This is a genomic window from Shewanella woodyi ATCC 51908 (assembly GCF_000019525.1).
Classification (GTDB): Bacteria; Pseudomonadota; Gammaproteobacteria; order Enterobacterales; family Shewanellaceae; genus Shewanella; species Shewanella woodyi.
Genome location: NC_010506.1, coordinates 4,327,800 through 4,353,302, shown reverse-complemented (window position 1 = coordinate 4,353,302; position 25,503 = coordinate 4,327,800). Strand labels below are relative to the sequence as shown.

Sequence of the window (25,503 nt, the reverse complement as noted above, 5' to 3'; positions counted from 1 at the left end):
TAGGTATTGTAAGTTTCTAATCGGTTCGCTATTATCCTCACCGCTTTCAGAGGAGACACAGATGGCACTCAGACGTCCAATGGTCGCTGGTAACTGGAAAATGAATGGCAGTGCACAGCTTGCACAAGAGCTATTCAAAAAGTTCGCTACCAAACTTCAAAATGATTCTGCGGAAGTGGTCTTGTGTCCGCCAACGATTTATCTAGAGAGCGTACGTCAGCAGTTAGACGCTAACAAGGAAGCCTTAAATGGTTGTCTTGTCAGAATGGGCGCACAAAACCTTAGTCAACATGATTTTGGTGCTTATACTGGTGAAGTGTCAGGGCAGATGTTAAAAGATTCAGGATGTCGATATGTTATTATCGGACACTCCGAACGTCGCCGTATGTACGGAGAGACGAGTGATATCGTTGCAGAGAAGTTTGCTGCAGCACAAAAACATGGTTTGACCCCAATATTATGTGTTGGTGAGTCCGGTCCAGCTAGAGAAGCGAGACGTACCTTTGAGGTGATCGCAGAAGAGTTAGATGTCGTCATTGAGAAAAATGGCACCATGGCTTTTGATAACGCAATTATCGCCTACGAACCTTTATGGGCAGTAGGAACAGGTAAGAGTGCTACGCCAGAGCAGGCTCAAGAAGTTCATGCGTTTATTCGCAAGCGCCTCTCTGAAGTGTCTCCATTTATTGGAGAGAATATCAGGATTTTGTACGGTGGCAGCGTAACACCGAGTAATGCAGCAGATTTATTTGCTCAACCTGATGTCGATGGTGGATTGATTGGCGGAGTGAGCTTAAACTCTACCGAGTTTCTAAGTTTATGTTCCATAGCGATGAGCGCATAATATGTACGAAGTATTAATGGTTGTTTACTTGTTGGTTGCAATTGGTTTAGTAGGCCTAATTTTAATCCAGCAAGGTAAAGGAGCTGACATGGGGGCCTCATTTGGTGCCGGTGCTTCAGCAACTCTGTTCGGTTCATCTGGTGCTGGTAACTTTTTGACTCGTTCAACTGCTATCTTAGCAATCGGTTTTTTTGCATTAAGTTTGATTATTGGTAACTTAAGTGCAAATCACGCCAAGGGCGAAGATGCATGGCAAGATTTAAGTTCTGGTGCAGCGCAAGTAACTGAGCAAGTTACCGATGCAGTAGAGACTCAAAAGTCAGAAGATAAGATCCCTGACTAAATCATAAGTAAGCTTATGATGGTATCAATCTCAACAAGATTGATACCGACTGTGAACTCGTTACCATCCTCTTAAGGTAACAAGAATTATTAGCAGTCAAATGTACAGATTTATGCGGATGTGGTGGAATTGGTAGACACGCCAGCTTGAGGGGCTGGTGAGCGAAAGCTCGTGGGGGTTCAAGTCCCCCCATCCGCACCAATTTCGGTTTGTTGAGACTCCTCGTTTATGAGTTGTTTCTCTAAACCAAAATAATAAAGTCGATGTAGTGAGCTTTATTATTGCAAGTAGCTTGATTACTCAATATACTTGCAGCAGTTGACGCGGGGTGGAGCAGTTTGGTAGCTCGTCGGGCTCATAACCCGAAGGTCGTCGGTTCAAATCCGGCCCCCGCAACCAGCTTCTCAATTGTAGTTTATCTATAATTGTTTACAGGTTCTAAACTCAACGACCTCGTTATTACGGGGTTTTTTGTTATCTGGAACTTATAAAATGCCGATTAATCGGTGTTGTACTGGGGCTATTTAGCCCTTTTTTGTTTTTCGGGGGGTCACCTTGGCAACTATAGAAAATAGACTGGAAGAGATGCTTAAATCTCCAGTTGAGGCACTAGGCCACACACTTTGGGGATTAGAGTATATCCAGGCGGGTAAACACTCTGTCGTAAGAGTTTATATCGATAATGAGAAAGGCGTCTTCATCGAAGATTGTGCCGAAGTAAGCCGCCAGGTCAGTGCTGTGCTAGATGTTGAAGATCCCATCTCAACCGAATACACATTAGAAGTTTCCTCTCCCGGTGTAGATAGGCCACTTTTTAATGCCGAGCAATATACTGCTTACATCGATGAGACTGTAAAGATTCAACTGACTATGCCTGTTGCTGGTAGTCGTAATTTAAAGGGGACCGTTACAGGAGTTGAAGGGCAGATGCTCACACTTACTGTTGATGGTAACGAACTGATTATTGCTTTGGATAATATCCGTAAAGGCAACCTAATCGCTAAGTTTTGATGGATTCAAGAATCAACGAGGCAAGAGGATGAATAAAGAGATTTTGCTAGTCGCTGAGGCGGTTTCAAATGAGAAAGGTGTTCCTCGCGAGAAAATTTTCGAAGCGTTGGAAATAGCATTAGCTACAGCCACCAAGAAAAAATATGAAGGCGATATTGAAGTTCGTGTTCAGATCGACCGTAAAACCGGTGGATATGAAACTTTCCGTCGTTGGATGGTTGTTGAAGACACGGGTGAGCCTTTAGAGAACCCTTTTAGTGAAATAACACTGGAAGCGGCTCAGTTTGAAGATCCTGAGATTCAACTTGGCGACTATATCGAAGATGATATTGAGTCAGTAGTATTTGACCGTATTACGACACAAACGGCTAAACAGGTGATCGTACAGAAGGTTCGTGAAGCTGAACGTGCTCAAGTTGTTGATCAGTTTAGAGATAAAGAAGGTGAGCTAATCACTGGTGTTGTTAAAAAGAGCAATCGCGAAAGTGTTGTGGTTGATCTTGGTAACAATGCTGATGCCGTGTTATTCAAAGAAGATTTGATTTCACGTGAAAGCTTCCGTCCAGGTGATCGTGTACGCGCTTTGCTATATGCAGTTCGTCCAGAGGCACGTGGTGCTCAGCTTTTCTTAACTCGTACTAAGCCAGATATGCTTATCGAGCTTTTCCGTGTTGAAGTACCGGAAATTCAAGATGAGATGATTGAGATCATGGGTGCAGCTCGTGACCCAGGTTCTCGTGCAAAGATTGCTGTTAAATCAAATGACAAGCGTATCGATCCTATCGGTGCTTGTGTCGGTATGCGTGGTGCACGTGTTCAGGCTGTATCAAATGAGTTAAATGGCGAACGTGTTGATATCGTGCTTTGGGACGATAACCCAGCACAATTTGTTATCAATGCCATGTCACCTGCGGATGTCGCTTCTATCATCGTCGATGAAGATAACCACTCGATGGATATCGCCGTTGAAGCGGATAGTTTGGCTCAAGCGATTGGTCGCAATGGTCAAAACGTACGTCTAGCAACTCAACTTTCTGGTTGGGAGCTTAACGTGATGACTGTGGCTGATATGCAAGCTAAGCATCAGGCAGAGAGCGCGAAGATCGTTAACTTATTTGTTTCGGCATTAGAAGTTGATGAAGATTTTGCTCAAGTACTTGCAGATGAAGGTTTCACCTCATTAGAAGAGGTGGCTTATGTTCCTGAATCTGAGCTGATGGAAATTGATGGTTTCGACGAAGAGATCGTTGAAGCGCTGAGAGAGCGAGCTAAAGCTGCAATCTCTACTCGTGCACTTGCTTCTGAAGAAGCATTAGATGGTGCAGAGCCAAGTGAAGACCTACTTGCACTCGAAGGTCTAGAGAGACACCTAGCGTTTGTATTAGCGAGTAAAGGCGTTATTACACTAGAAGATTTAGCCGAACAAGGCATTGATGACTTGATCGACATTGAAGAATTGACAGAAGAAAAGGCTGGTGAGCTCATCATGGCAGCCCGAAATATCTGTTGGTTTGGCGAAGAAGCATAAGTCGATCAACAGAGGGGATTTTACAGATGGCAGAAACTACAGTAGAAAAACTGGCCACAGAAGTTGGAAAAAGTGCAGATCGTTTGGTTGAGCAGTTTTCTGATGCCGGTATTAAGAAAAGTAAAACTGACTCAGTCTCTGAGGCTGAGAAGCAGCAGTTGCTTGAATTTTTAAAGAAGCAACATGGTGGCGATTCAGCACCAACTAAGATGACACTGCAGCGCAAATCAGTATCGACATTAAGTGTTGGTACAGGTAGTGATTCTAAAGATGTTAAAGTTGAAGTGCGTAAAAAGCGTACTTTCGTGAAACGTGATCCTGCTGCAGAAGCAGAAGCTGAGGCTGCGGCAAAACTTGAAGCAGAAGCTAAAGCGGCGGCAGAAGCTGCTGCTAAAGCTCAGGCAGATGCAGAAGCTAAAGCCAAAGCAGAGGCTAAGGCCAAAGCTGACGCAGAAGCGAAAGAGAAGGCTAAAGCCAACGCTGCAGCAAAAGCTAAGACAGCACCTACAGCAGAAGAGAAAGCGGCTCAAGATGAAGCTGATAGACTTCAAGCTGCGAAAGATGACGTTGCTAAAGCTAAAGCAGATGAAGAAGCGAAAGCTGCTGCTGAAGCTGCTCGTATACTTGCAGAAGAGAACTCAGCTCGTTGGGCTGAGGAAGAGAAGCAACGTAAAGAGCTTGAAAAGAATGTTGATCACCACGTAACGACTTCATCAGAAGCTCGTGCCGCGGAAGATACTGCCGATGCTAACGCTGAAAAGCGCGACCGTCGTCCACGTAAAGCTCCTGCAGCTGCTCCTGCAAATGCGCCTGCTAATACAGGTAAAGGCAAGCGTCGTGGCGGAAAAGACAATCGTCGTGATAGCCGTAATGCACGCGGTGGCCGTAATGCTCGTAACAACCGTAGTGTTGCACCTGAGTCTATGGATCACGCATTTACTAAGCCAGTTGCCGTTGTTAAAACGGATGTGAGCATTGGTGAAACAGTTTCTGTTGCTGAGTTAGCATCAAAAATGTCTATCAAGGCCACTGAAATCATCAAACAGATGATGAAGATGGGCTCTATGGTTACCATCAACCAGGTACTTGATCAGGAAACTGCTCAATTAGTTGCTGAAGAGATGGGCCATAAGGTTGTGCTAATTCGTGAAAACGAACTTGAGCATCAGGTTCTTGCTGACCGTGATGGCAACATCCAAGCTGAGTCTCGTGCTCCTGTTGTGACTATCATGGGTCACGTTGACCACGGTAAGACTTCACTACTTGACCATATTCGTATGGCTAAAGTTGCTTCAGGCGAAGCGGGTGGTATTACTCAGCACATTGGTGCATACCACGTTGAAACAGATAACGGCATGATCACTTTCCTTGACACTCCTGGTCACGCAGCGTTTACCGCTATGCGTGCTCGTGGTGCCAAGGCGACCGATATTGTTATCTTGGTTGTTGCTGCCGATGATGGTGTTATGCCACAGACGATTGAAGCGATTCAGCACGCGAAAGCGGGCGGTGTACCGCTAATCGTTGCAGTGAACAAGATGGATAAGCCAGAGGCTGATCCTGAGCGTGTTAAGAGTGAGCTTTCACAGCACGGCGTAATGTCTGAAGATTGGGGCGGAAACAACATGTTTGTTCACGTTTCAGCTAAGAGCGGTGAAGGTATCGACGAGCTACTTGAAGGTATCCTTCTTGAAGCTGAAGTTCTTGAGCTTAAGGCGATCAGAGAGGGTATGGCTGCAGGTGTTGTTGTTGAATCTAAGTTGGATAAGGGCCGTGGTCCTGTAGCAACTGTACTGGTTCAAGAAGGTACGCTTAAGCAAGGCGATATCGTTCTTTGTGGTCTTGAATACGGTAAAGTCCGTGCTATGCGCGACGAAAATGGCCGTTCAGTGACTGAAGCCGGTCCATCTATTCCTGTTGAGATTTTAGGTCTTTCAGGTGTACCTTCGGCTGGTGATGAAGCGACTGTTGTACGTGATGAGCGTAAAGCCCGTGAAGTTGCTCTTTACCGTCAAGGTAAGTTCCGCGATATCAAACTGGCTCGCCAGCAGAAGTCTAAGCTTGAAAACATGTTTGCTAACATGACAGAAGGCGAAGTTCAGGAGCTGAACATCGTTCTTAAAGCGGACGTTCAAGGTTCACTTGAAGCTATCTGTGACTCACTCAATGGCTTATCTACCGATGAAGTTAAAGTTAACATCATCGCACGTGGTGTAGGTGGATTGACTGAAACTGATGCAAGCCTCGCAGCTGCATCAAACGCTATCATGGTCGGCTTTAACGTTCGTGCTGATGCACAAGCGCGTAAAGTTATCGAAAGTGAGAGTGTTGACCTACGTTACTACAGCATCATCTATCAATTGATTGATGAAGTTAGAGACGCGATGAGTGGTCTACTTGCTCCTGAGTTTAAGCAAGAGATTATTGGTCTTGCTGAAGTTCGTGACGTATTTAAGTCTCCAAAGATCGGCGCAATTGCTGGTTGTATGGTCACTGAAGGTACGATCAAGCGCAGCGCACCAATCCGTGTTCTACGTGACAACGTTGTTATCTACGAAGGTGAGCTAGAATCACTTCGTCGCTTTAAAGATGATGTTAACGATGTTCGTAACGGCATGGAATGTGGTATCGGTGTTAAGAACTACAATGACGTCAGAGTTGGCGATCAGATAGAAGTCTTTGAAACCGTTGAAATAGCACGTTCTCTCTAAGAGACTGTAGCTAAGGGGGCGGCGGATGCCGCCCTTTTTTCGTTTAGATAACATTAAAAAATATGTTATCTAATACCAATTATTATAAAGATTTGATCGCTCAGCGAGAGTTTAACGGTCCTGAGGCAAGGCAACGAGTGAAGAGCATAGTTACTCTACGGTCAAGCTCGTTAACACAGCATCAGCACCGCTAAAACTCGCCTGAAAGGAGTGTTTTTGGCTGCCTACTTCTGCGTTGAATGAACTCATAAGGGAATAACCATTATGAAGTCCATTCGCCTTGAATTAGTTTGTCAAAAAACACTCTGAGTAGATCAACTTCTTATATTAATTGGTATATTTAACCGAGTGGCAAATTATTATGGCAAGAGAATTTAGTCGAACACGTCGTATTGCACAGCAGTTACAGCAAGAGCTGGCTCAAGTGCTACAGCGTGACATTAAAGATCCTCGTATTGGCATGGTAACGGTAAATGACGTTGAAGTATCACGTGATTTAAGTTACGCCAAAGTCTTTGTTACCTTCTTCGAAGAGGATAGCAAGCTTGTTGAGGAAAAATTAGAGGCGCTAACAACAGCGTCTGGTTATGTTCGTTCACTGGTCGCTGGTCGCATGAAACTGCGCGTGATGCCTGAACTTAGATTTGTGTATGATGCATCGCTTGTCGAAGGTATGCGCATGTCTAACTTAGTGACTCGCATCATTCATGATGACGAAGCTAAGCAGCAGAAGCATAACGGTAAAGACAAAACGGATACCGCTGATTCGGAAGGTGAAGAGTAATGGCTCGTCGCTCTCGTGGCCGTTTTATCGACGGGATTGTACTCTTAGATAAAGATACTGGCATGAGTTCTAACTTTGCATTGCAGCGAGTTAAGCGACTTTTCAACGCCAATAAGGCTGGGCATACCGGAGCGCTTGATCCACTTGCAACGGGTATGTTACCAATCTGCTTAGGTGAGGCGACCAAGTTTTCCCAGCATCTGCTCGATGCAGACAAGCGTTATACCGTCACTGCAAAACTTGGAGAGCGAACCGATACCAGTGACTCAGATGGTGAAGTGGTGCAGACTCGCCCGATTAACTTTACCCAAGAGCTGCTAATGGAGTCCTTGGAGCATTTTCGTGGCGAGACCATGCAAGTGCCCTCTATGTATTCTGCACTTAAACATGAGGGGCAACCTCTGTATAAGTACGCGCGTGAAGGCATTGAGGTACCAAGGAAGGCGAGACCAATCAATGTCTTTGAACTTAACTTTATCAGCCTTGAAGGTGATGAGTTAACCTTAGATATCCACTGTTCGAAAGGGACCTACATACGCACCATCACAGATGATCTGGGTGAGATGCTAGGCTGTGGTGCCCATGTGATCATGTTAAGGCGAACCCAAGTTGCTGGTTACCCTTATGAGCGTATGGTCAGTCTTGAGCAGCTTAATGAGATGGTCAGTCAAGCAGAGGCTGACGGCGTTGAAGCTAAATCTGTGCTCGACCCCCTACTGTTGCCTATGGATACCGCAGTCAGTAAGTTTAGAGAGATAAACCTCGCTGAGTCACAGGCTCCATATCTAATGAATGGTAATCCCGTTCATGCTTCAGGCCTAGTTGCTGATGAAATTGTGCGGATCACCATAGGTGAAGAGCATAAGTTTGTTGGAATTGGTGCGATGAACGATGACGGTATGTTGGCGCCAAAACGCCTAATCGTTATTCGTGAAGATGAAGTAAAGGCGTAAAGTTTTTACTGGCAGCGATCTATACCGATTGGTATTAGTTATCTATTGCATATATTGCCAAAAATAGGTAAAATCCGCGCTCGCTTTAGCTGAGTTAGTGATTGGCTAAAGATTTATTAATGCATTATTTGGAGAGACAACATGTCACTAAATGCTGAACAAACTGCATCTATCCTGGCTGAATTCGGTCGTTGTGAAAATGACACTGGTTCTACTGAAGTTCAGGTAGCTCTTTTAACTGCACAGATTAACCATCTGCAAGGTCACTTTAAAGAGCACAAGCACGATCACCACTCACGTCGTGGTCTACTACGTATGGTTAATACCCGTCGTAAACTTCTTGCATACCTAAAGCGTACTGAAAACGTACGTTACCAGGAACTAATCAAGAAGCTAGGTCTACGTCGTTAATAACGATTAGATTTAGATAAAGGAGGCTTAGGCCTCCTTTTTTGTGTCTGAAAAAGGAGTTTTGGGAGATTGAAGAAGTTTAGCGCGATCAAATATTACTGATACTCGCGGTATTTGGCCTGATATATTTGTCGACAAATTCATCATGCTCTACGGGTTTACTGAAATAGAATCCCTGTCCTATCTGACACTCATTACTGCTAAGCCAGTTAAGCTGCTCCTCTGTTTCTATTCCTTCGGCGACAACCTTCAGATTTAACTGTTTGCCCAACATCAAGATAGTGGATGCAATTGCGCTCTCTTGTGGGAGATCGGTGACAAAGCAACGATCTATCTTCATGGTGGTGATCGGCAGATGCCTAAGGTAGGAGAGTGATGAGTAACCTGTGCCAAAATCATCAACAGCGATGCCGAAGCCTGCTGACTTTAGTTGCTGAAGTTTTGAGATGGCCAACTCAATGTCGTTCATCAATGAGGTTTCAGTTATCTCTATCTCTAATAACTCTGGGCTTATCTGATATCTAAGGGCTAACTGCTTGATATCTGGTACCAAGCTGGCGTCTGCAAACTGCTGTGAGGCTACATTGACAGCAATAGGTAGCGCAAAGTTATATTTAATTTTCCACTCTCTGAGGGTCTTACAGGCTTCCTCTATGACCCATCGACCGATAGGGATGATAATGCCAGTCTCTTCAGCCACTGGGATGAATGAGAGTGGACTGATGAGGCGCCCATCTTTTTTCCATCTTATTAGCGCTTCGCAAGCGAGAATCTTGCCGGTTTTAATATCAAACTTAGGCTGGTAATGGAGTAAGAACTCCTCATTTTTAAGGGCGTCATGGAGTGATGCTTCGGTTCTTAATCGAACCGCAGCTCGCTCTGTCATCTGCTGCTTAAAGAAAGCCCACTGGTTTGAGCCTGCGGCTTTTGCACTGTACATGGCGATGTCAGCATGACGAATGAGATCTTCAGCCGTCATGCCATCATCGGGGTAGATAGAGATCCCCACCGATGCTGCGGGGTGAATGGTGTGCTCATTGAGCTGCATAGGGGTGTTTAATTGAATTAACAGATTATCGACAAAATCTGCAGCTTGATCCGGCGTTTGGATCTCATCGGCTAAGATAACAAATTCATCACCACCGAGTCTGGCAACGGTTCCTTTATCACCGACAACTCGCTCTAATACGCGGGCAATTCTCGCCAGAAATTTATCACCTAATGCGTGCCCCAGTGAGTCATTGACGTTCTTGAATCTATCGAGATCGATAAACACCATACTAAATTGATTTTTATGAACCCGGGCCCGTTGAATTGTGACGGCGATCGTTTCGAGCAATAGAGTGCGATTAGGCAGTCCGGTTAATGGATCCCGAGTTGCCATCTTGCGTAATTTGCTCTGGGTTTGGCTGAACTGTATTAAGATTTGATTAAATTTTGATGTCACCAAGCCTAATTCGTCATCAATGTGCGATTTATCGACGGGAAGCAGGTTTTCATCTGGGGAGTCTGGCTCTATCTTATCGATAGCCTCACTGATATGGGCGATGGGGCGTGTCAGGAATCGATGAAATACCACAGAGAGAACTAAGGTGATTAAGAGTGCGCGCGCCAGCGTTGCAATAAGACTGAACTTTAGCTGAGAAAAGAGAGAGTCTGTCAGTCCTTGAGTATCATAAAATATGGTCAGAGTGCCGATTAGCTGCTGCTTCTCTGTGCCCTCAAAATAGAAAGGCCTGAGTAGTGAGCGAGATATCTCTTTAAGATCACCAAAGAGGCGATGACTGAGTTTTTCAAAGATGCTGGGGTGTAAATTAGGTGAAGATACTGAAACGAACATGGAGCCATCATCAAGCTCTATAACGGCTGAGCCTACATGTTGAACCTTTAGCACCCCCTCAAGAGTCTGCTTAGCTAAGTTATCATCTAAGGCCCAAACAGCATTTGCAGCGGGTTGCTCCACTGAATCAAGAAGTTCTTTCTGAGAAGCTTTAAGTTGATCCCTTGCTGATACGCCTACAAGCGCAATCTCTACTATAAATATCGCGATAGCAAAGAAAAGCGCGGAAAAAACCACTAAGCTGGTCTGTTTCCAAGTAAGAGATTTAAAGCTGGCAGACATGTGCCGATCCTTTTATTTGGGTCTTGATACTCAAAAAACCTCTTTTAAGCCAGTTCCATAACAAAATATTCTTGAAAGTATTCACTTTAGAGAAAACTTTCGGCTTTGTCATCACTCTATGCTCTTTATCTATTGAATAGAGATGAAGTATACTTATGCGCGAAATTAAGGTTATTAAATTTAAGGAATGGTTCACGTGAATCCAATCGTAAAAAGTTTTGAATATGGTCAACATACAGTCACCTTGGAAACTGGGGTTATAGCCCGCCAAGCAAATGCTGCGGTTTTAGCAAGTATGGGTGATACAACAGTATTAGTCACTGTCGTTGGAAAGAAAGCAGAAGACGTGGGCCGTGACTTTTTTCCTTTAACCGTTAACTATCAGGAAAAAACATACGCAGCGGGTAAGATCCCTGGCGGTTTCTTCAAGCGTGAAGGTCGTCCTTCAGAAAATGAAACCCTGATTGCACGTCTAATTGACCGTCCAATCCGTCCTCTTTTCCCTAACGGTTTCAAAAACGAAGTTCAGGTTATCATCACAGTGGTTTCAGTTGATCCAGAGATCAACCCAGATGTTATCTCTATGATTGGTACTTCTGCTGCACTTAGTATCTCAGACCTGCCGTTCAATGGTCCTCTAGGTGTTGCTCGTGTTGGTTATACCAATGGCGAATATGTACTTAACCCAAATGTTAGCCAGTTAGCTGAAAGCGATTTAGACCTAGTTGTTGCCGGTACTCAAGGCGCAGTATTGATGGTTGAATCTGAAGCGGCTTCACTTCCTGAAGAGGTGATGTTAGGTGGTGTGGTTTATGGTCATGACCAGCAGCAAGTAGTTATCAATGCGATTAATGAGCTAACTGCTGAAGCGGGTAAAACTAAGTGGGATTGGACAGCACCAGCTGAAGATACTGACTTAGTTGAGAAGATTAAAGGTCTGGCTGAAGCTGAACTGACAAATGCATACCAGATTGCTGATAAGCATGAGCGTCGTGATGCGGTTATCGCACTTAAAAATGCAGCCGTTGCCAAGCTTGTTGAAGAGAACGCAGATGTTGATCTACGTGAAGTTGACAAGTTACTTGGTAGCCTAGAGAAGAAAGTGGTTCGTAGCCGCATCATCTCTGGTAGCCCACGTATCGATGGTCGTGAGCCTGATATGGTTCGTGCACTTAACGTTATGGCGGGTGTACTTCCACGTACTCACGGTAGCTCTTTGTTCACTCGTGGTGAAACTCAAGCACTCGTTACTTGTACTTTAGGTACTGAGCGTGACGCTCAGAAAGTTGATAGCATCATGGGCGAGTACACAAACCGCTTTATGCTTCACTATAACTTCCCTCCTTACTCTGTTGGTGAAACAGGTATGGTTGGTTCACCTAAGCGTCGTGAAATTGGTCACGGTAAGCTAGCATGGCGTGGTATTAACGCTGTTATGCCTACAGCTGAAGAGTTCCCATACAGCGTTCGTGTTGTATCTGAGATCACTGAATCTAACGGTTCAAGCTCTATGGCTTCAGTTTGTGGTACTTCATTAGCACTTATGGATGCGGGTGTTCCAATCAAGACTTCTGTAGCAGGTATCGCTATGGGTCTAGTTAAAGAGGGCGACGACTTTGTTGTTCTTTCTGACATCCTAGGTGATGAAGATCATCTTGGTGATATGGACTTTAAAGTAGCTGGTACGCGTGATGGTATTACTGCACTGCAGATGGATATCAAGATTGAAGGTATCACTAAAGAGATCATGCAGATTGCTCTACAGCAAGCTTACGGCGCACGTGTTCATATCCTAAACGTGATGGATCAAGCTATCTCTGGTCACCGTGAAGATATCTCTGATCACGCTCCACGTATCACGACTCTTAAGATTAATCCTGAGAAGATCCGTGATGTTATTGGTAAAGGTGGTGCGACTATTCGTGCGCTTACCGAAGAGACTGGTACTACGATTGAGCTAGAAGATGACGGTACTGTTAAGATCGCATCTGCTAACGGTGAAGCAACGAAAGAAGCTATCCGTCGTATCGAAGAGATCACTGCTGAAGTTGAAGTTGGTACGGTATACAACGGTAAAGTTGTTCGTATCGTTGATTTCGGTGCGTTTGTGACTATTCTTCCAGGTAAAGATGGTCTAGTACACATCTCTCAAATCGCAGAAGAGCGTGTTGCTAACGTTTCTGATTACCTACAAGTAGGCCAAGAAGTTAAAGTTAAGGTGATGGAAGTTGATCGCCAAGGTCGTGTACGTCTTTCAATGAAAGAAGCACAACCTAAAGCTGAAGCGGCTCCAGCTGCTGAATAAGCATTTAGCTTAACGATGAAAGGAGACCTTAGGGTCTCCTTTTTTATTGCCTGATTGGTTTTGAGTTATTTCAATTGGTATAAGAAGTGTTAGTATCGGTGAAATAATTAAATCCTTGATAGCCGTAGTGATAGCGGATTGCTATGATTACAGCTACAGGTGAATTCAAAGGGTTAAATGGATGATTCAAAAAGTGCGGACTGCCGCTGTAGTCGTATTGGCTGGTATGAGTATCTTACTTACAGGATGTATATCGACTCAGTCCGGAGGGAGTGAACAAGGTAAGGTCATGGTTGAACCTGTCATGCCTGATTACAAACTTGAGATCACCTTAGCAAAATTAAATGAGATCTTATCTTCAGCTGAGCTCACCGATGCGCAAAGGGCCAGATTTCATTATGATCGTGGCGTGATTTATGACAGTGTTGGATTACGCATTCTAAGTCGTATCGATTTTCACCAAGCATTAAAGATGCAGCCAAATCTTGCTGATGCCTATAACTTTATCGGTATCTATTACACTCAAGAAGGTGAGTTCGAAAGTGCCTATGAGGCATTCGATGCTGTGCTTGAGCTCTCACCTGATTACGATTACGCCTTTTTAAATCGTGGCATTGCACTCTATTACGGTGAGCGTAATGAACTTGCTGCCTCGGATATGGAGTCATTTTATTCACTTGACCCACAAGATGGCTATCGAGCACTTTGGTTGTATGTGACTGAAAGTGCCAACAATCTCGAGCAAGCTAAGAGTAACCTAGCCGAGAATAGCCTGCGTCTTAATCCAAATACTTGGTCTAGCGTACTTGTTGATTTTTACCTAGGTAAGAAGAGTCGTGATGAGGTGTTTGCTGCTGCAAAGGAGGGACTTTCTCATCCCAATGAATACGCTGAACGCCTTTGTGAAGCATACTTTTATATTGCCAAAATAGCTCAACAGAAGGGGCAAAATATTGATGCAGCAAACTACTTCAGACTGGCTCTGGCAACCAATATCTATGATTTTGTAGAACACAGGTATGCAAGGATTGAACTGGCAAAAATTAACGCCGTCATCTCTGCCGAGAAAATGAGTGACTCTTCTCGTTAATTATTCTGCTTATAGTCAATATATATCATCGTGTCTAAGCCTATAGACACGATGGTAGATACCTCTTCTGTTTGGCTTTTCTTCTATCTTTAATTCTATTTTTAATCTCTGGCCCATCGGGTAGCCATTTAGCTTCCTTGACGCTATAATTGCCGCCTTTGCGAACACCATAAATCTGCAGGTTAACATGTCAGGCAATAAAGTTGAGGTCGACAAGCGTCGTACTTTCGCCATTATCTCTCACCCCGATGCGGGTAAGACCACCATTACCGAGAAGGTACTTTTATTTGGCAACGCGTTACAAAAAGCGGGGACGGTAAAAGGTAAGAAATCTGGACAACATGCGAAGTCAGATTGGATGGAGATGGAGAAAGATCGTGGTATCTCTATTACGACCTCTGTAATGCAGTTTCCATATAATGATGCCTTAGTTAATCTACTTGATACTCCAGGTCACGAAGACTTCTCTGAAGATACCTACCGTACATTAACAGCAGTGGACTCCTGCTTGATGGTTATCGATTCAGCGAAAGGTGTAGAGCAACGTACCATTAAATTAATGGAAGTGACTCGTCTACGTGATACGCCTATCGTGACATTCATGAATAAGTTAGATCGTGATATTCGCGATCCTTTAGAGTTGATGGATGAAGTTGAAGAGGTACTTAACATTGCCTGTGCGCCTATTACTTGGCCAATCAGTTCAGGTAAAGAGTTTAAGGGTGTGTATCATCTGCTGCGTGATGAGGTGATCCTCTATCAAAGTGGTCAAGGACATACGATACAAGACTCTAGAATCATTAAAGGTCTCAATAACCCAGAGCTTGATGAAGCTATTGGTGCTTATGCAGCCGAAGTGCGTGAAGAGCTTGAGCTTGTGCTTGGTGCATCGAATGAGTTTGATCTTGAGATGTTCCTTGCCGGTGAGTTGACCCCTGTTTTCTTTGGTACTGCATTAGGCAACTTTGGTGTTGATCATATTCTAGACGGTATCGTTGAGTGGGCGCCTAAACCACAAGCCCGTGAAACGGAAGTCAGAGACATTCAACCTGAAGATGAGAAGTTCAGTGGCTTCGTGTTTAAGATCCAGGCGAATATGGATCCGAAACACAGAGACAGAGTTGCATTTATGCGGATCTGTTCTGGTCGTTATGAGCAGGGCATGAAGATGCACCACGTACGTCTTGGTAAAGATGTTAACGTCAGTGATGCTCTAACCTTTATGGCGGGCGATCGTAATCGTGCTGAAGTGGCTTACCCTGGTGATATTATCGGATTACATAACCACGGTACGATGCGAATTGGTGACACGTTTACCCAAGGGGAGAAGTTCCGCTTTACCGGTATTCCCAATTTCGCACCTGAGATGTTTAGACGTATCCGTTTAAAAGATCCACTAAAGCAGAAGCAGTTGCTCAAAGGGTTAGTACAACTCTCAGAAGAGGGAGCTGTGCAGGTATTTAGACCTATTGACTCTAATGATCTGATTGTGGGTGCTGTTGGTGTTCTTCAGTTTGAAGTGGTCGTTGGCCGCTTGAAGAGTGAATACAAGGTTGAAGCCATCTATGAAGGGATCAGCGTTGCCACAGCTCGCTGGGTCTACTGTGATGATGAGCGTAAGCTTGAAGAGTTCCGTCGTAAGTGCAGTAACAACCTTGCGCTGGATGGTGGTGATAATCTGACTTATATCGCACCAACTATGGTAAACCTCAATCTTTCGATGGAGCGCTACCCAGATATTCAGTTTGCTAAGACCCGTGAGAACTAAAAACGTTTGAGCGTGACTTGTTTAAATAAGCCCTGAACGAAAGTTTGGGGCTTTTTTGCACATGGCCGAAAATGTTCCAGACATTTATTCGACATTTCCTCCGTCCATGGAGGTCAGATGTGCTTATCCGTGCTCGCAGGGTGCCTAAAATGCTTCCATCATTTATCGGTATTCCCTACATCCATGTAGGTCAAAGCGATAGAGGGGATTAGCACATGGCCCCATTTGCTTTATAAATAATGTTCCAGACATTTATACTGATTGGTATTATTTGTGGTTTATAGCCTTAGTGGGGTTATGATAGACAGATAAATTTAACTGTTCAGGAGCGATATGAATTGGATTGTAAAAGTCTGGCGAGGCTATATCGCTTGGTGTGATGAGATGGGGTTAACGCCTGAGAATAGGCGCTGCTGTGCCCCTAGATTGGAAGAGCCTGAACTTGTCTCAACTAAACCAGTTTCAAAGACATGTGAACCTTCCAAGGATAGTTAGGAGAGAGCGTGTCTAAATCAGTACATTGTCCAAAAATTATCGACAGTCATGCGCACATAGACTTTCCTGAGTTTGATGATGATCGCGCTGAGCTTTTTAAGGCGATGAGAGCCATGGGGATCAATACCGCCTTGATACCGGGCGTCTCTCCCTCCCATTGGGAAAATCAGCTCCATATTGCTGCTCAATACTCCTGTCCTTATGCCCTAGGGATACACCCTTGGTTTTTCAGTGATAACTACAGCGCTGAGCTCTCAGAGCTTGATAAAGCCGTCAATCAACGAAGCCAAGAGCCCAAGTTTGTTGCAATAGGCGAGTGTGGTTTAGATAAGCTGCGTGGTGGAGACTGGGAGATACAGTTAAAGGTGCTCGAGCATCAATTAACACTGGCGAAGTCGCTCAACCTGCCGGTAATTTTACATGTTGTTAAGGCTCACAGTGAACTCATTGCTCTTTTGAAAGCAGTTAAATTGGCCAGAGGTGGGGTGATACATGGCTTTTATGGCTCGTTAGAGGTTGCACAGGAGTATGTTAAATTAGGTTATAAACTCGGAATCGGTGGTTTAATTTTAAACAAAGATGCGAAAAAACTTAAAGCTTGCGTGACAAATATTTCTCTGAATTCGCTCATAATTGAAACAGATTCCCCTGCTATGGGCCCTAAACACCTAGCTGAAAAACGTAATACACCTCTTATTTTGCCCTCAATCATCGAAGAAATTGCGAAATTACAAAAAAAATCGAGTGTTCTTGTTTCAGAACGAATGTTTGAGAATGTAACGCAACTCTTTGACCTTTAATTTATTTTATTTAAACAGGTGTTAGTCGCATCATAAATTTCTACTAAGGTGCTGAAATTAAACTTCAAAAATTTGATCGAAACGACGATTTTAGCCGTCTGGTCGGGTATAATCGTGCTCGAAAAAGGTTGGTTAACAACATAATTAAAAAGTATTAACAATAGGGTGATGGTTAATGGATATTTTAATGAGTTTAGTAGGGGTGGTCACCTTACTAGCGATAGCGTTCGCGCTATCTAATAATAAAAAAGCAATTAATAAGCGTACTGTATTTGGTGCTCTAGCAATTCAAGCTGCATTTGGTGGTTTTGTTTTGTATGTACCAGTTGGTAAAGATATCCTTAAGACAGTATCTGATGGCGTATCAAGCGTTATTGGTTACGCTCAAAACGGTATCGGCTTCCTGTTTGGCGACTTGGCTAACTTTAAAGTTGGTTTCATCTTCGCCGTCAATGTACTTCCAGTCATTGTTTTCTTCTCTTCTCTTATTGCAGTCCTTTACTACCTTGGCGTTATGCAGTGGATCATCCGTATTATCGGTGGCGCACTTCAAAAAGCACTAGGTACGAGCCGTACTGAGTCTATGTCTGCTACTGCGAACATCTTCGTTGGTCAAACTGAAGCACCACTTGTGGTTCGTCCGTTTATCGCGACTATGACTAACTCTGAGCTATTTGCCATCATGGTAGGTGGTTTAGCGTCTATTGCTGGTTCAGTAATGGCTGGTTACGCGCAGATGGGTGTACCTATCGAGTATCTCGTTGCCGCTTCATTCATGGCAGCACCAGGTGGTCTATTAATGGCTAAACTGATGCACCCAGAGACTGAAGAAGCTAAAAACGACATGAGCGATCTTCCTGAAGATCCTGACAAGCCAGCTAACGTACTTGACGCTGCCGCTGCTGGTGCTTCATCTGGTATGCACTTAGCACTTAACGTTGGTGCAATGTTACTAGCTTTCGTTGGTCTTATCGCAATGCTTAACGGCATTATCGGTGGTATCGGTGGCTTTATTGGTATGGAAGGGCTAACGCTTGAGTTGATCCTTGGTTATATTTTCATGCCTCTAGCATTCCTTATCGGTGTACCTTGGAACGAAGCACTTGTTGCAGGTTCTTTCATCGGTCAGAAGATTGTTGTTAACGAATTCGTTGCTTACCTGAACTTCGCTCCATACCTAAAAGATGTGGCTGACGGTGGTGTTTTAGTTGAAGCAACTCAAGCTGTTATGACTGATAGAACCAAAGCTATCATCTCATTCGCTCTGTGTGGTTTCGCTAACCTATCTTCAATCGCGATTCTACTTGGTGGTCTAGGTGCTATGGCTCCTACACGTCGCCATGACCTAGCTAAGCTTGGTATTCGCGCTGTGATTGCAGGTTCTCTTGCAAACTTGATGAGTGCGACGCTAGCAGGTCTATTCCTAGCGATTTAAGCGTAAAAACTTCTGAGGGGGACTCTCCCCTCTAACTGGTGCACTACTCATGTGAGTAGTGCCCAAGTTAACTCAACCATTTTTCAGATTTAAGTTGGATAGCATCACTAAACAAATTCGTAAAGAATGGTTAGGGGTGTGCGGATGAACACGATTTATTAATCGATTTTGCTCTAATCTCTTTATCGAAATCAGTTAATAGATCAGATGTTTGTTTGAATGTTAAAACTTAGTGTTCGCATTTTTACATTAATAATGTTGTGCTTTAGCACAGAATAAGTAAAATGCGGCGCCATAAAAAAGAAACGCTGACTCTTTATAAAAAAGAGCGGCAAACCATAAAATAAATGGGGTTGATGATGAAAAACGTTAAAACTATAGCACTAGCTACTGCACTAACAGCAACTATGGCTGCACCAGCTTTCGCAGCTGATCGTAGCGACCTACGTGGCGGCGATTATGGCTGGATGCAGTTCAATGCAATGTATGCAGTAAATGAACTTCCACGTGATGGCTCTACCGATAATGGCCATGACTACCTAGAGATGGAATTTGGCGGCCGCGCTGGCATCGTTGATCTATACGGTTATGTTGATGTGTTCAACCTAACTAACCGTGACTACGGTGATAAAGGTGCTGGTAAAGGTAGCAGCAAAATCTTCATGAAGTTTGCACCACGTTTCTCTATCGATGCAATGACTGGTTGGGATCTTTCTGTTGGTCCTATCCAAGAAGTTTACTTCTCAACTCTATTTAACTGGGATGACCGTGTTGGCGAAGGCGTAAACTCTACATTCTGGGGTCTAGGTGCTGATGTTATGGTTCCATGGTTAGGTAAAACTGGCATGAACCTATACGGTTACTACGACCTAAACAACAAAGAGTGGAACGGTTACCAATTCTCTATGAACTGGTTCAAGCCAGTTGTTAACTTTGATAACGGTACTTTCATCGCTTTCCAAGGTTATGTTGATTACCAGTTCGGTGCTGATGCAGTTGATGATGAGTTTGTTCCTACAACTTCTAGCGGTGGTGCTGCATACTTCGGTCTACACTGGCACTCAGACAACTATGCTCTAGGTTACGGTCTAAAGGGTTACAACGATGTATACCTGCTTAAAGATGACGGCGGTATCGTAGGTCTAGAAACTACTGGTTTCGCACATTACTTCACAGCAACTTACAAGTTCTAAGAGCTGTAAGGGTGTATGAGCCACGCGCTGCGTGGCTCTATTTTCTCTTAATTCGTTACACAAAAAGCATCTTAATCTTTACTTAAACAGGCTATATTATCTCAGCCTATTTAAGTAAAGGTTTAACTAGATAGTGAACCTATCGCTAGTCATACCTAAAGAACAAGATACACGCGCTAAAATGGAATTTTCGCGGAAAGGTAGAAACCCAATTTTTGTTTTCTCCTTCCCGGTCTTCAAGGATTCAAGTCGTGACCTGAGTGTCAGATAGCGACTCCCTTTGGGAGAGCATTGAATACCTGAATTATTAGAGCTCTTGATGAGTGAGCTCTGAGACGATGCCCGAAGGCCCGGCCAAAAAAATCATAATAATGCCCAGCCCAAATGCTGTCTCAACTAGATATATTTTTAATTTATTGAACTTTTACACATTTGAATTTGTTTTGGAGAATTATTATGAGCGATTTAAAAAAAGCAGCGCAGAAAGCGATTGAGCTGATGGATCTTACCACTCTCAATGATGATGATACTGATCAGAAAGTGATTGAGCTTTGTCATAAAGCTAAGACTCCTGCCGGAAATACCGCAGCTATCTGTATCTATCCAAGGTTTATTCCTATTGCGCGCAAGACGCTTAATGAGCTTGGTTGTGAAGATATCAAAATTGCCACTGTCACTAACTTCCCACACGGTAACGATGATATTGCCATTGCGGTACTAGAGACACGTGCAGCGGTTGCTTACGGCGCTGATGAAGTCGATGTGGTTTTCCCATACCGCTCATTGATGGAAGGCAATGAAACTCTTGGCTTTGAGCTTGTGAAGGCCTGTAAAGAAGCTTGTGGTGACGACGCGATCCTTAAGGTGATCATCGAGTCTGGTGTACTAGAAGACCCAGCACTTATTCGTAAAGCGTCTGAGCTTTGTATCGATGCCGGTGCAGACTTCATCAAGACCTCTACTGGTAAAGTGCCAGTTAACGCGACCATTGAAGCGGCTGAGATCATGATGACAGTGATCAGTGAAAAGAACACTAAAGTGGGCTTTAAGCCAGCAGGTGGAGTACGTGATGCTGCTGCCGCTGGTGAGTTCCTTGGTCTTGCAGCTCGCCTTTTAGGTGATGACTGGGCTACTCCTGCGACCTTCCGTTTCGGTGCGTCAAGCTTATTGGTTAACCTGCTTCACACCTTAGAGTTAGGTGAAGAAGCTAAAGGCCCACAGGGCTACTAAGCACTGCTCAATAGCCCTTTTTGATTAAAAAAATAGGGCTATTTTTTTAGTTAAGTGTGATCTAAATCTAGTTGGCATCATCGAAACTTAGTTACTATCGAATGTAGTAAATTTACATGTTTCTATGTTGCACACCGAAGCTTTACCGATTTTACACTGAGGTTTGTTGCTAAAGACTGAATTTCAGTTACAAACTTGGAGGCAGTACCATGTTTCTAGCACAAGAGATAATTCGTAAAAAGCGCAACGCTGAAGCCTTATCGAAGGAGGAGATCCAGTTCTTCGTTAAAGGCATCACAGATAATACAGTTTCAGAAGGTCAAATCGCAGCCCTTGGCATGGCGGTTTACTTCAACGATATGAACATGGATGAGCGCATTGCGTTGACAACCTCCATGCGTGACTCTGGCACAGTACTAGACTGGCAGAGCCTAGATCTTAATGGTCCTATTATAGATAAGCACAGCACCGGTGGTGTTGGTGATGTGATAAGCCTGATGCTTGGTCCTATGGCTGCGGCCTGTGGCGGTTATGTTCCTATGATCTCAGGTCGTGGACTTGGCCACACTGGCGGCACATTAGATAAGTTTGATGCCATTCCTGGCTACCAAACTGAGCCAGATAGTGCCCTTTTCAGAAAAGTCGTTAAAGAGGCTGGTGTTGCCATTATTGGCCAGACTGGCGATCTCGTTCCTGCCGATAAACGTTTCTACTCCATTCGCGATAACACAGCGACTGTAGAGTCAATCTCCCTTATTACCGCTTCAATTCTTTCTAAGAAGTTGGCCGCAGGTCTTGATGCGTTAGCTATGGATGTCAAAGTGGGCAGTGGCGCATTTATGCCTACCTATGAAGCCTCAGAGGAGCTTGCTCGTAGTATTACTGCTGTGGCTAACGGCGCTGGGACTAAAACCACTGCGCTACTCACTGATATGAACCAAGTGCTTGCATCTTGTGCAGGTAACGCGGTAGAAGTGAAAGAGGCGATTGACTTCCTAACGGGTAGATACCGTAATCCACGCCTCTATGAAGTAACCATGGGGCTTTGCGCCGAGATGTTGATGTTAGGTGGCATTGCCTCTACTGAAACCCAGGCCCGTGAGAAGCTCAATGCAGTACTTGATAATGGTAAAGCGGCAGAGATCTTTGGCCGCATGATCTCTGGTTTAGGTGGTCCGACAGATTTTGTTGAAAACCCAGGTCTATACCTACCAGAGTCTAAGATTATTCGTCCTGTCTATGCTGAGCAAACAGGTTTTGCTACATCGATGGACACCCGTGAACTTGGTCTTGCCGTTGTTACCTTAGGTGGTGGACGTCGTAAGCCAGGTGATGCGCTCGATTACAGTGTTGGTTTGACGCAAGTGTGCGCTTTAGGCGATGAAATATCGAAAGATAAGCCCATTGCCATGATCCATGCTCAGACTGAAACAGCATTTGCAGAAGCTGAAAGAGCCGTGAGAAAAGCGATCCATATTGGTGATTCTCGTCCTGAGAAAACGCCTGAAATTTATCGTTATATCCGCGCTAGCGATCTGTAACTCGCAGAAGTAGAGGTTAATATGAAAAGAACAATCATAATGATGTTGGACTCATTTGGCGTAGGAGCAGCAACTGATGCTGAATCTTTCGGTGATGTGGGTTCAGATACGTTTGGTAGTATAGCCAAAGCGTGCGCCGAAGGAAGAGCCGACATAGGCCGCGAAGGCCCGCTTAAACTGCCAAACCTTTCTAAACTCGGTTTAGCATTGGCGGCGAAAGAGAGTACTGGTACTTTTGCTCCAGGCTTTAGCGATGATGTTGAGGTGATTGGTGCCTATGGTCACGCAGATGAGTTAAGTACTGGTAAAGATACGCCAAGTGGTCACTGGGAGATGGCGGGTGTGCCAGTTCTCTATGAGTGGGGCTACTTTAGCGATCTGACTAACTCTTTTCCAAAAGAACTTACTGACAAAATCTTAGCTAGAGCAGGTCTTGATGGCTACTTAGGTAATTGCCATGCTTCTGGAACCGCCATTCTAGAAGAGTTAGGTGAAGAGCATATGCGCACTGGTAAGCCTATCTTCTATACCTCTGCCGACTCTGTTTTTCAAATAGCATGTCATGAAGAGAGTTTTGGGTTAGAAAACCTTTACAACTTATGTATCATCGCTCGTGAAGAGCTTGAACCCTATAATATAGGTCGTGTTATCGCTCGAGCTTTCGTAGGCACAGGTCCAAGTGATTTTGCCCGTACAGGTAATCGTCGTGACTACGCGGTTGAGCCACCTTCAAAAACGGTACTTGATAAGATGAAAGCCGCCGGTGGTGAAGTGATTAGTGTCGGTAAAATTGCGGATATCTATGCCAATTGCGGTATCACTCAAAAAGTGAAAGCGACGGGACTAGAAGCACTGTTTGATGCAACACTTGAGCAGGTTAAAGCGGCAGGTGATAAGAGTATCGTCTTCACTAACTTTGTTGATTTCGACTCCCATTACGGTCACCGTCGTGATATTGCAGGTTACGCGAAAGCCCTTGAGTATTTTGACTCTCGTTTACCTGAAATATTTGAAATTTTAGGCGAAGATGACTTGCTGTTACTGACAGCGGATCACGGTTGTGATCCAAGTTGGAAAGGAACAGATCATACCCGTGAACGCGTGCCTGTATTGGCCTATGGTGCTGGATTAAAAGCGGGCTCTTTAGGACGCCGCAACAGCTTTGCCGATATTGGTCAATCGATTGCGAGCTACTTTAAGCTTGAGCCGATGGAATACGGTGAGTCTTTCATTAAGTAATTGCAAAGCTACGAATTTAAAATTTGGCGGTGATGGCCGCCAGTTACAAGACTTAAGTACTCTTTTGAAGTACTAGTTTAAGTTATAAATATAAGGGGTTATATAGATGGCTACACCACATATTAATGCAGCAGACGGTGCTTTTGCTGAAACAGTACTTTTCCCAGGCGATCCGTTACGTGCTAAGTACATTGCTGAGACTTTCCTAGAGAACGTTGAGCAAGTGACTGATGTTCGTAACATGTTTGGTTACACTGGTACTTATAAAGGGACTCGTATCTCTGTTATGGGTTCAGGCATGGGTATCCCTTCTGCATCTATCTACGCGACAGAGCTCATCAAAGACTACGGTGTGAAGAACCTAATCCGTGTTGGTACTTGTGGCGCAGTAAGCACTGACGTTAAAGTTCGTGACGTACTTATCGGTATGGGTGCTTGTACTGATTCTCAAGTTAACCGTCTACGTTTCAAAGGCCAAGACTTCGCTGCTATCGCTGATTACAGCCTACTTAGCGCTGTAGTTAAAGCTGCTGATGCTAAAGGTACTAAGTACCGCGTTGGTAACGTTTTCTCAGCTGATCTTTTTTACACTCCAGATCCAGAGATGTTTGATGTGATGGAAAAGATGAACATTCTAGGTGTTGAGATGGAAGCGGCTGGCCTTTACGGTGTTGCTGCTGAGTTTGGCGCTAAAGCTTTGTGTGTTGTGACTGTATCTGATCACATCCGTACTGGTGAGAAGACATCTTCAGATGAGCGTCAAACTACGTTCAATGAGATGATCGAAATGACACTAGACGCAGCTATCACACTTTAATCTAATTGATATAAGGTGCTCCTTTTTAATACTGATTAGTATTAGAGGAAAGCGAATAAAAAGGGCTCATAATATGAGCCCTTTTTTATGTTTATCTTGTCTGCTTTCTGGATATTCTTTTTCGCTACTCGCTACTCGCTACTCGCTACTCGCTACTCGCTACTCGCTACTCGCTACTCGCTACTTCTTCCGGCAATGTTTCTTTCTTGAGTTTGCTCGGCTTCTTTCTGAATTTAAAGCGTGTTTTCCTGCGGTCAAAATCAGCCCGTTTAAAGGAGAGAGCTCGCGACAGCAACATGCCTATTAATCCTGCGATAATCAGCATCATCTGTTGTTGCTTCATGTTTATCTGATGTGCCTCTTTAATCTCATTAAAGAAGAGACGAGGCTCCAATCTGACCTCAATAAAGCCTAAATTATTGCCATCTTGGGAAACAGCCTCAACATAGGGAGGGTAGGGAGCGAGTAATGCCTGTAACTCCTCTGACTCTGGTTCTAACTCCTCGGTGCTGACACTTTGAGCAAAGGAGAGTCTTTGACCATCTTCACTGAAAATGCTAGCCGACATGACCTTAGGATCGAGCACCAAAGCCGTGGCTAGCCATTGCAGCTGCTCATCATTTTCAAGCTGCAGTGCTGGAGCGGCGCCATAAGCTGTTTGTTGAACCATTAATCTGGCCATCTTTTCAGTTTGGGACTTTAGAAGCTGCTGGCCTTGTAGTAGGCTAGTTTCCCATAACTGAATAAGTCCCACTGCCAACGTCAGTGCGATAGTGATCTGTATAAACCTGCTGATCCTATGACTCTTTTTCAGTCCTTTAAGAAAAAACACTGTGTACCTGAATTTATTATGGGTTTACCTAATCATAATTGATTATGACCC

At 44.3% G+C, this 25,503-nt stretch carries 21 protein-coding genes and 2 tRNA genes; 21 read left to right on the top strand and 2 right to left on the bottom strand.

The window, feature by feature from the left end; all coding sequences use genetic code 11:
* Positions 1-61 precede the first annotated feature (61 nt).
* From tpiA to rpsO, 10 genes are all read left to right on the top strand, one after another.
* The gene (gene tpiA / locus SWOO_RS18355) at positions 62-844 is read left to right on the top strand and encodes a triose-phosphate isomerase (RefSeq protein WP_012326162.1); all 783 of its coding nucleotides are present in this window, start codon (positions 62-64) and stop codon (positions 842-844) included.
* 1 nt (position 845) lies between these two features.
* The gene (gene secG, locus SWOO_RS18350; protein ID WP_012326161.1) at positions 846-1,187 is read left to right on the top strand and encodes a preprotein translocase subunit SecG; all 342 of its coding nucleotides are present in this window, start codon (positions 846-848) and stop codon (positions 1,185-1,187) included.
* A 114-nt stretch (positions 1,188-1,301) separates the two neighbouring features.
* Positions 1,302-1,388 (top strand) — tRNA-Leu (locus tag SWOO_RS18345).
* Between the two features lie 121 nt (positions 1,389-1,509).
* Positions 1,510-1,586: transfer RNA gene (locus SWOO_RS18340), tRNA-Met, on the top strand.
* A 156-nt stretch (positions 1,587-1,742) separates the two neighbouring features.
* A complete protein-coding gene (rimP, locus tag SWOO_RS18335; RefSeq protein WP_012326160.1) occupies positions 1,743-2,198 on the top strand; it encodes a ribosome maturation factor RimP in 456 nt (151 codons plus the stop codon).
* A 28-nt stretch (positions 2,199-2,226) separates the two neighbouring features.
* Positions 2,227-3,726: a transcription termination factor NusA gene (gene nusA / locus SWOO_RS18330; protein ID WP_012326159.1), complete on the top strand. Its 1,500-nt coding sequence runs from the start codon at positions 2,227-2,229 to the stop codon at positions 3,724-3,726.
* Positions 3,727-3,752: 26 nt separating this feature from the next.
* Positions 3,753-6,437 (top strand): translation initiation factor IF-2, encoded by a 2,685-nt coding sequence (infB, locus tag SWOO_RS18325; protein ID WP_012326158.1) that lies wholly within the window; start codon positions 3,753-3,755, stop codon positions 6,435-6,437.
* A gap of 361 nt (positions 6,438-6,798) precedes the next feature.
* Positions 6,799-7,221, top strand: coding sequence for a 30S ribosome-binding factor RbfA (rbfA, locus tag SWOO_RS18320; protein ID WP_012326157.1), 423 nt, complete (start codon positions 6,799-6,801; stop codon positions 7,219-7,221).
* Positions 7,221-8,174: a tRNA pseudouridine(55) synthase TruB gene (truB, locus tag SWOO_RS18315; protein WP_012326156.1), complete on the top strand. Its 954-nt coding sequence runs from the start codon at positions 7,221-7,223 to the stop codon at positions 8,172-8,174. Before rbfA ends, truB begins: the two co-directional genes overlap by 1 nt.
* Before the next feature lie 141 nt (positions 8,175-8,315).
* A complete protein-coding gene (gene rpsO / locus SWOO_RS18310) occupies positions 8,316-8,585 on the top strand; it encodes a 30S ribosomal protein S15 (protein ID WP_012326155.1) in 270 nt (89 codons plus the stop codon).
* Between the two features lie 88 nt (positions 8,586-8,673).
* Here the strand turns inward: rpsO and SWOO_RS18305 are convergent, their stop codons facing one another.
* Positions 8,674-10,707, bottom strand: a complete 2,034-nt coding sequence (locus SWOO_RS18305) for a putative bifunctional diguanylate cyclase/phosphodiesterase (RefSeq protein ID WP_012326154.1) — start codon at positions 10,705-10,707, stop codon at positions 8,674-8,676.
* A 196-nt stretch (positions 10,708-10,903) separates the two neighbouring features.
* Here SWOO_RS18305 and pnp point away from each other — a divergent pair, with 196 nt between their 5' ends.
* The 11 genes from pnp to deoD all read left to right on the top strand — a co-directional run bounded on the left by pnp (position 10,904) and on the right by deoD (position 24,620).
* Positions 10,904-13,012 carry a polyribonucleotide nucleotidyltransferase gene (gene pnp / locus SWOO_RS18300; RefSeq protein ID WP_012326153.1) on the top strand — a complete coding sequence of 703 codons (2,109 nt, stop codon included), beginning with the start codon at positions 10,904-10,906 and terminating at the stop codon, positions 13,010-13,012.
* Between the two features lie 181 nt (positions 13,013-13,193).
* Positions 13,194-14,102, top strand: a complete 909-nt coding sequence (nlpI, locus tag SWOO_RS18295; protein WP_012326152.1) for a lipoprotein NlpI — start codon at positions 13,194-13,196, stop codon at positions 14,100-14,102.
* A 187-nt stretch (positions 14,103-14,289) separates the two neighbouring features.
* Positions 14,290-15,870, top strand: coding sequence for a peptide chain release factor 3 (gene prfC / locus SWOO_RS18290; RefSeq protein ID WP_012326151.1), 1,581 nt, complete (start codon positions 14,290-14,292; stop codon positions 15,868-15,870).
* A 333-nt stretch (positions 15,871-16,203) separates the two neighbouring features.
* A complete protein-coding gene (locus tag SWOO_RS26075) occupies positions 16,204-16,365 on the top strand; it encodes a hypothetical protein (RefSeq protein ID WP_012326150.1) in 162 nt (53 codons plus the stop codon).
* Positions 16,366-16,400: 35 nt separating this feature from the next.
* On the top strand, positions 16,401-17,165 hold the full coding sequence (locus SWOO_RS18285) for a TatD family hydrolase (RefSeq protein WP_041418258.1): 765 nt from the start codon (positions 16,401-16,403) through the stop codon (positions 17,163-17,165).
* A 175-nt stretch (positions 17,166-17,340) separates the two neighbouring features.
* Complete coding sequence (locus SWOO_RS18280) at positions 17,341-18,600, top strand: NupC/NupG family nucleoside CNT transporter (RefSeq protein ID WP_012326148.1); 1,260 nt, start codon at positions 17,341-17,343, stop codon at positions 18,598-18,600.
* Between the two features lie 359 nt (positions 18,601-18,959).
* The gene (locus SWOO_RS18275; protein ID WP_012326147.1) at positions 18,960-19,793 is read left to right on the top strand and encodes a nucleoside-specific channel-forming Tsx family protein; all 834 of its coding nucleotides are present in this window, start codon (positions 18,960-18,962) and stop codon (positions 19,791-19,793) included.
* Between the two features lie 456 nt (positions 19,794-20,249).
* Complete coding sequence (gene deoC / locus SWOO_RS18270) at positions 20,250-21,023, top strand: deoxyribose-phosphate aldolase (protein WP_012326146.1); 774 nt, start codon at positions 20,250-20,252, stop codon at positions 21,021-21,023.
* A 209-nt stretch (positions 21,024-21,232) separates the two neighbouring features.
* On the top strand, positions 21,233-22,564 hold the full coding sequence (deoA, locus tag SWOO_RS18265; RefSeq protein WP_012326145.1) for a thymidine phosphorylase: 1,332 nt from the start codon (positions 21,233-21,235) through the stop codon (positions 22,562-22,564).
* A gap of 21 nt (positions 22,565-22,585) precedes the next feature.
* Positions 22,586-23,803, top strand: coding sequence for a phosphopentomutase (locus SWOO_RS18260; RefSeq protein ID WP_012326144.1), 1,218 nt, complete (start codon positions 22,586-22,588; stop codon positions 23,801-23,803).
* A gap of 106 nt (positions 23,804-23,909) precedes the next feature.
* Positions 23,910-24,620, top strand: a complete 711-nt coding sequence (deoD, locus tag SWOO_RS18255; protein ID WP_012326143.1) for a purine-nucleoside phosphorylase — start codon at positions 23,910-23,912, stop codon at positions 24,618-24,620.
* 166 nt (positions 24,621-24,786) lie between these two features.
* Here the strand turns inward: deoD and SWOO_RS18250 are convergent, their stop codons facing one another.
* Positions 24,787-25,452 carry an AhpA/YtjB family protein gene (locus SWOO_RS18250; RefSeq protein ID WP_012326142.1) on the bottom strand — a complete coding sequence of 222 codons (666 nt, stop codon included), beginning with the start codon at positions 25,450-25,452 and terminating at the stop codon, positions 24,787-24,789.
* Positions 25,453-25,503: the final 51 nt, after the last annotated feature.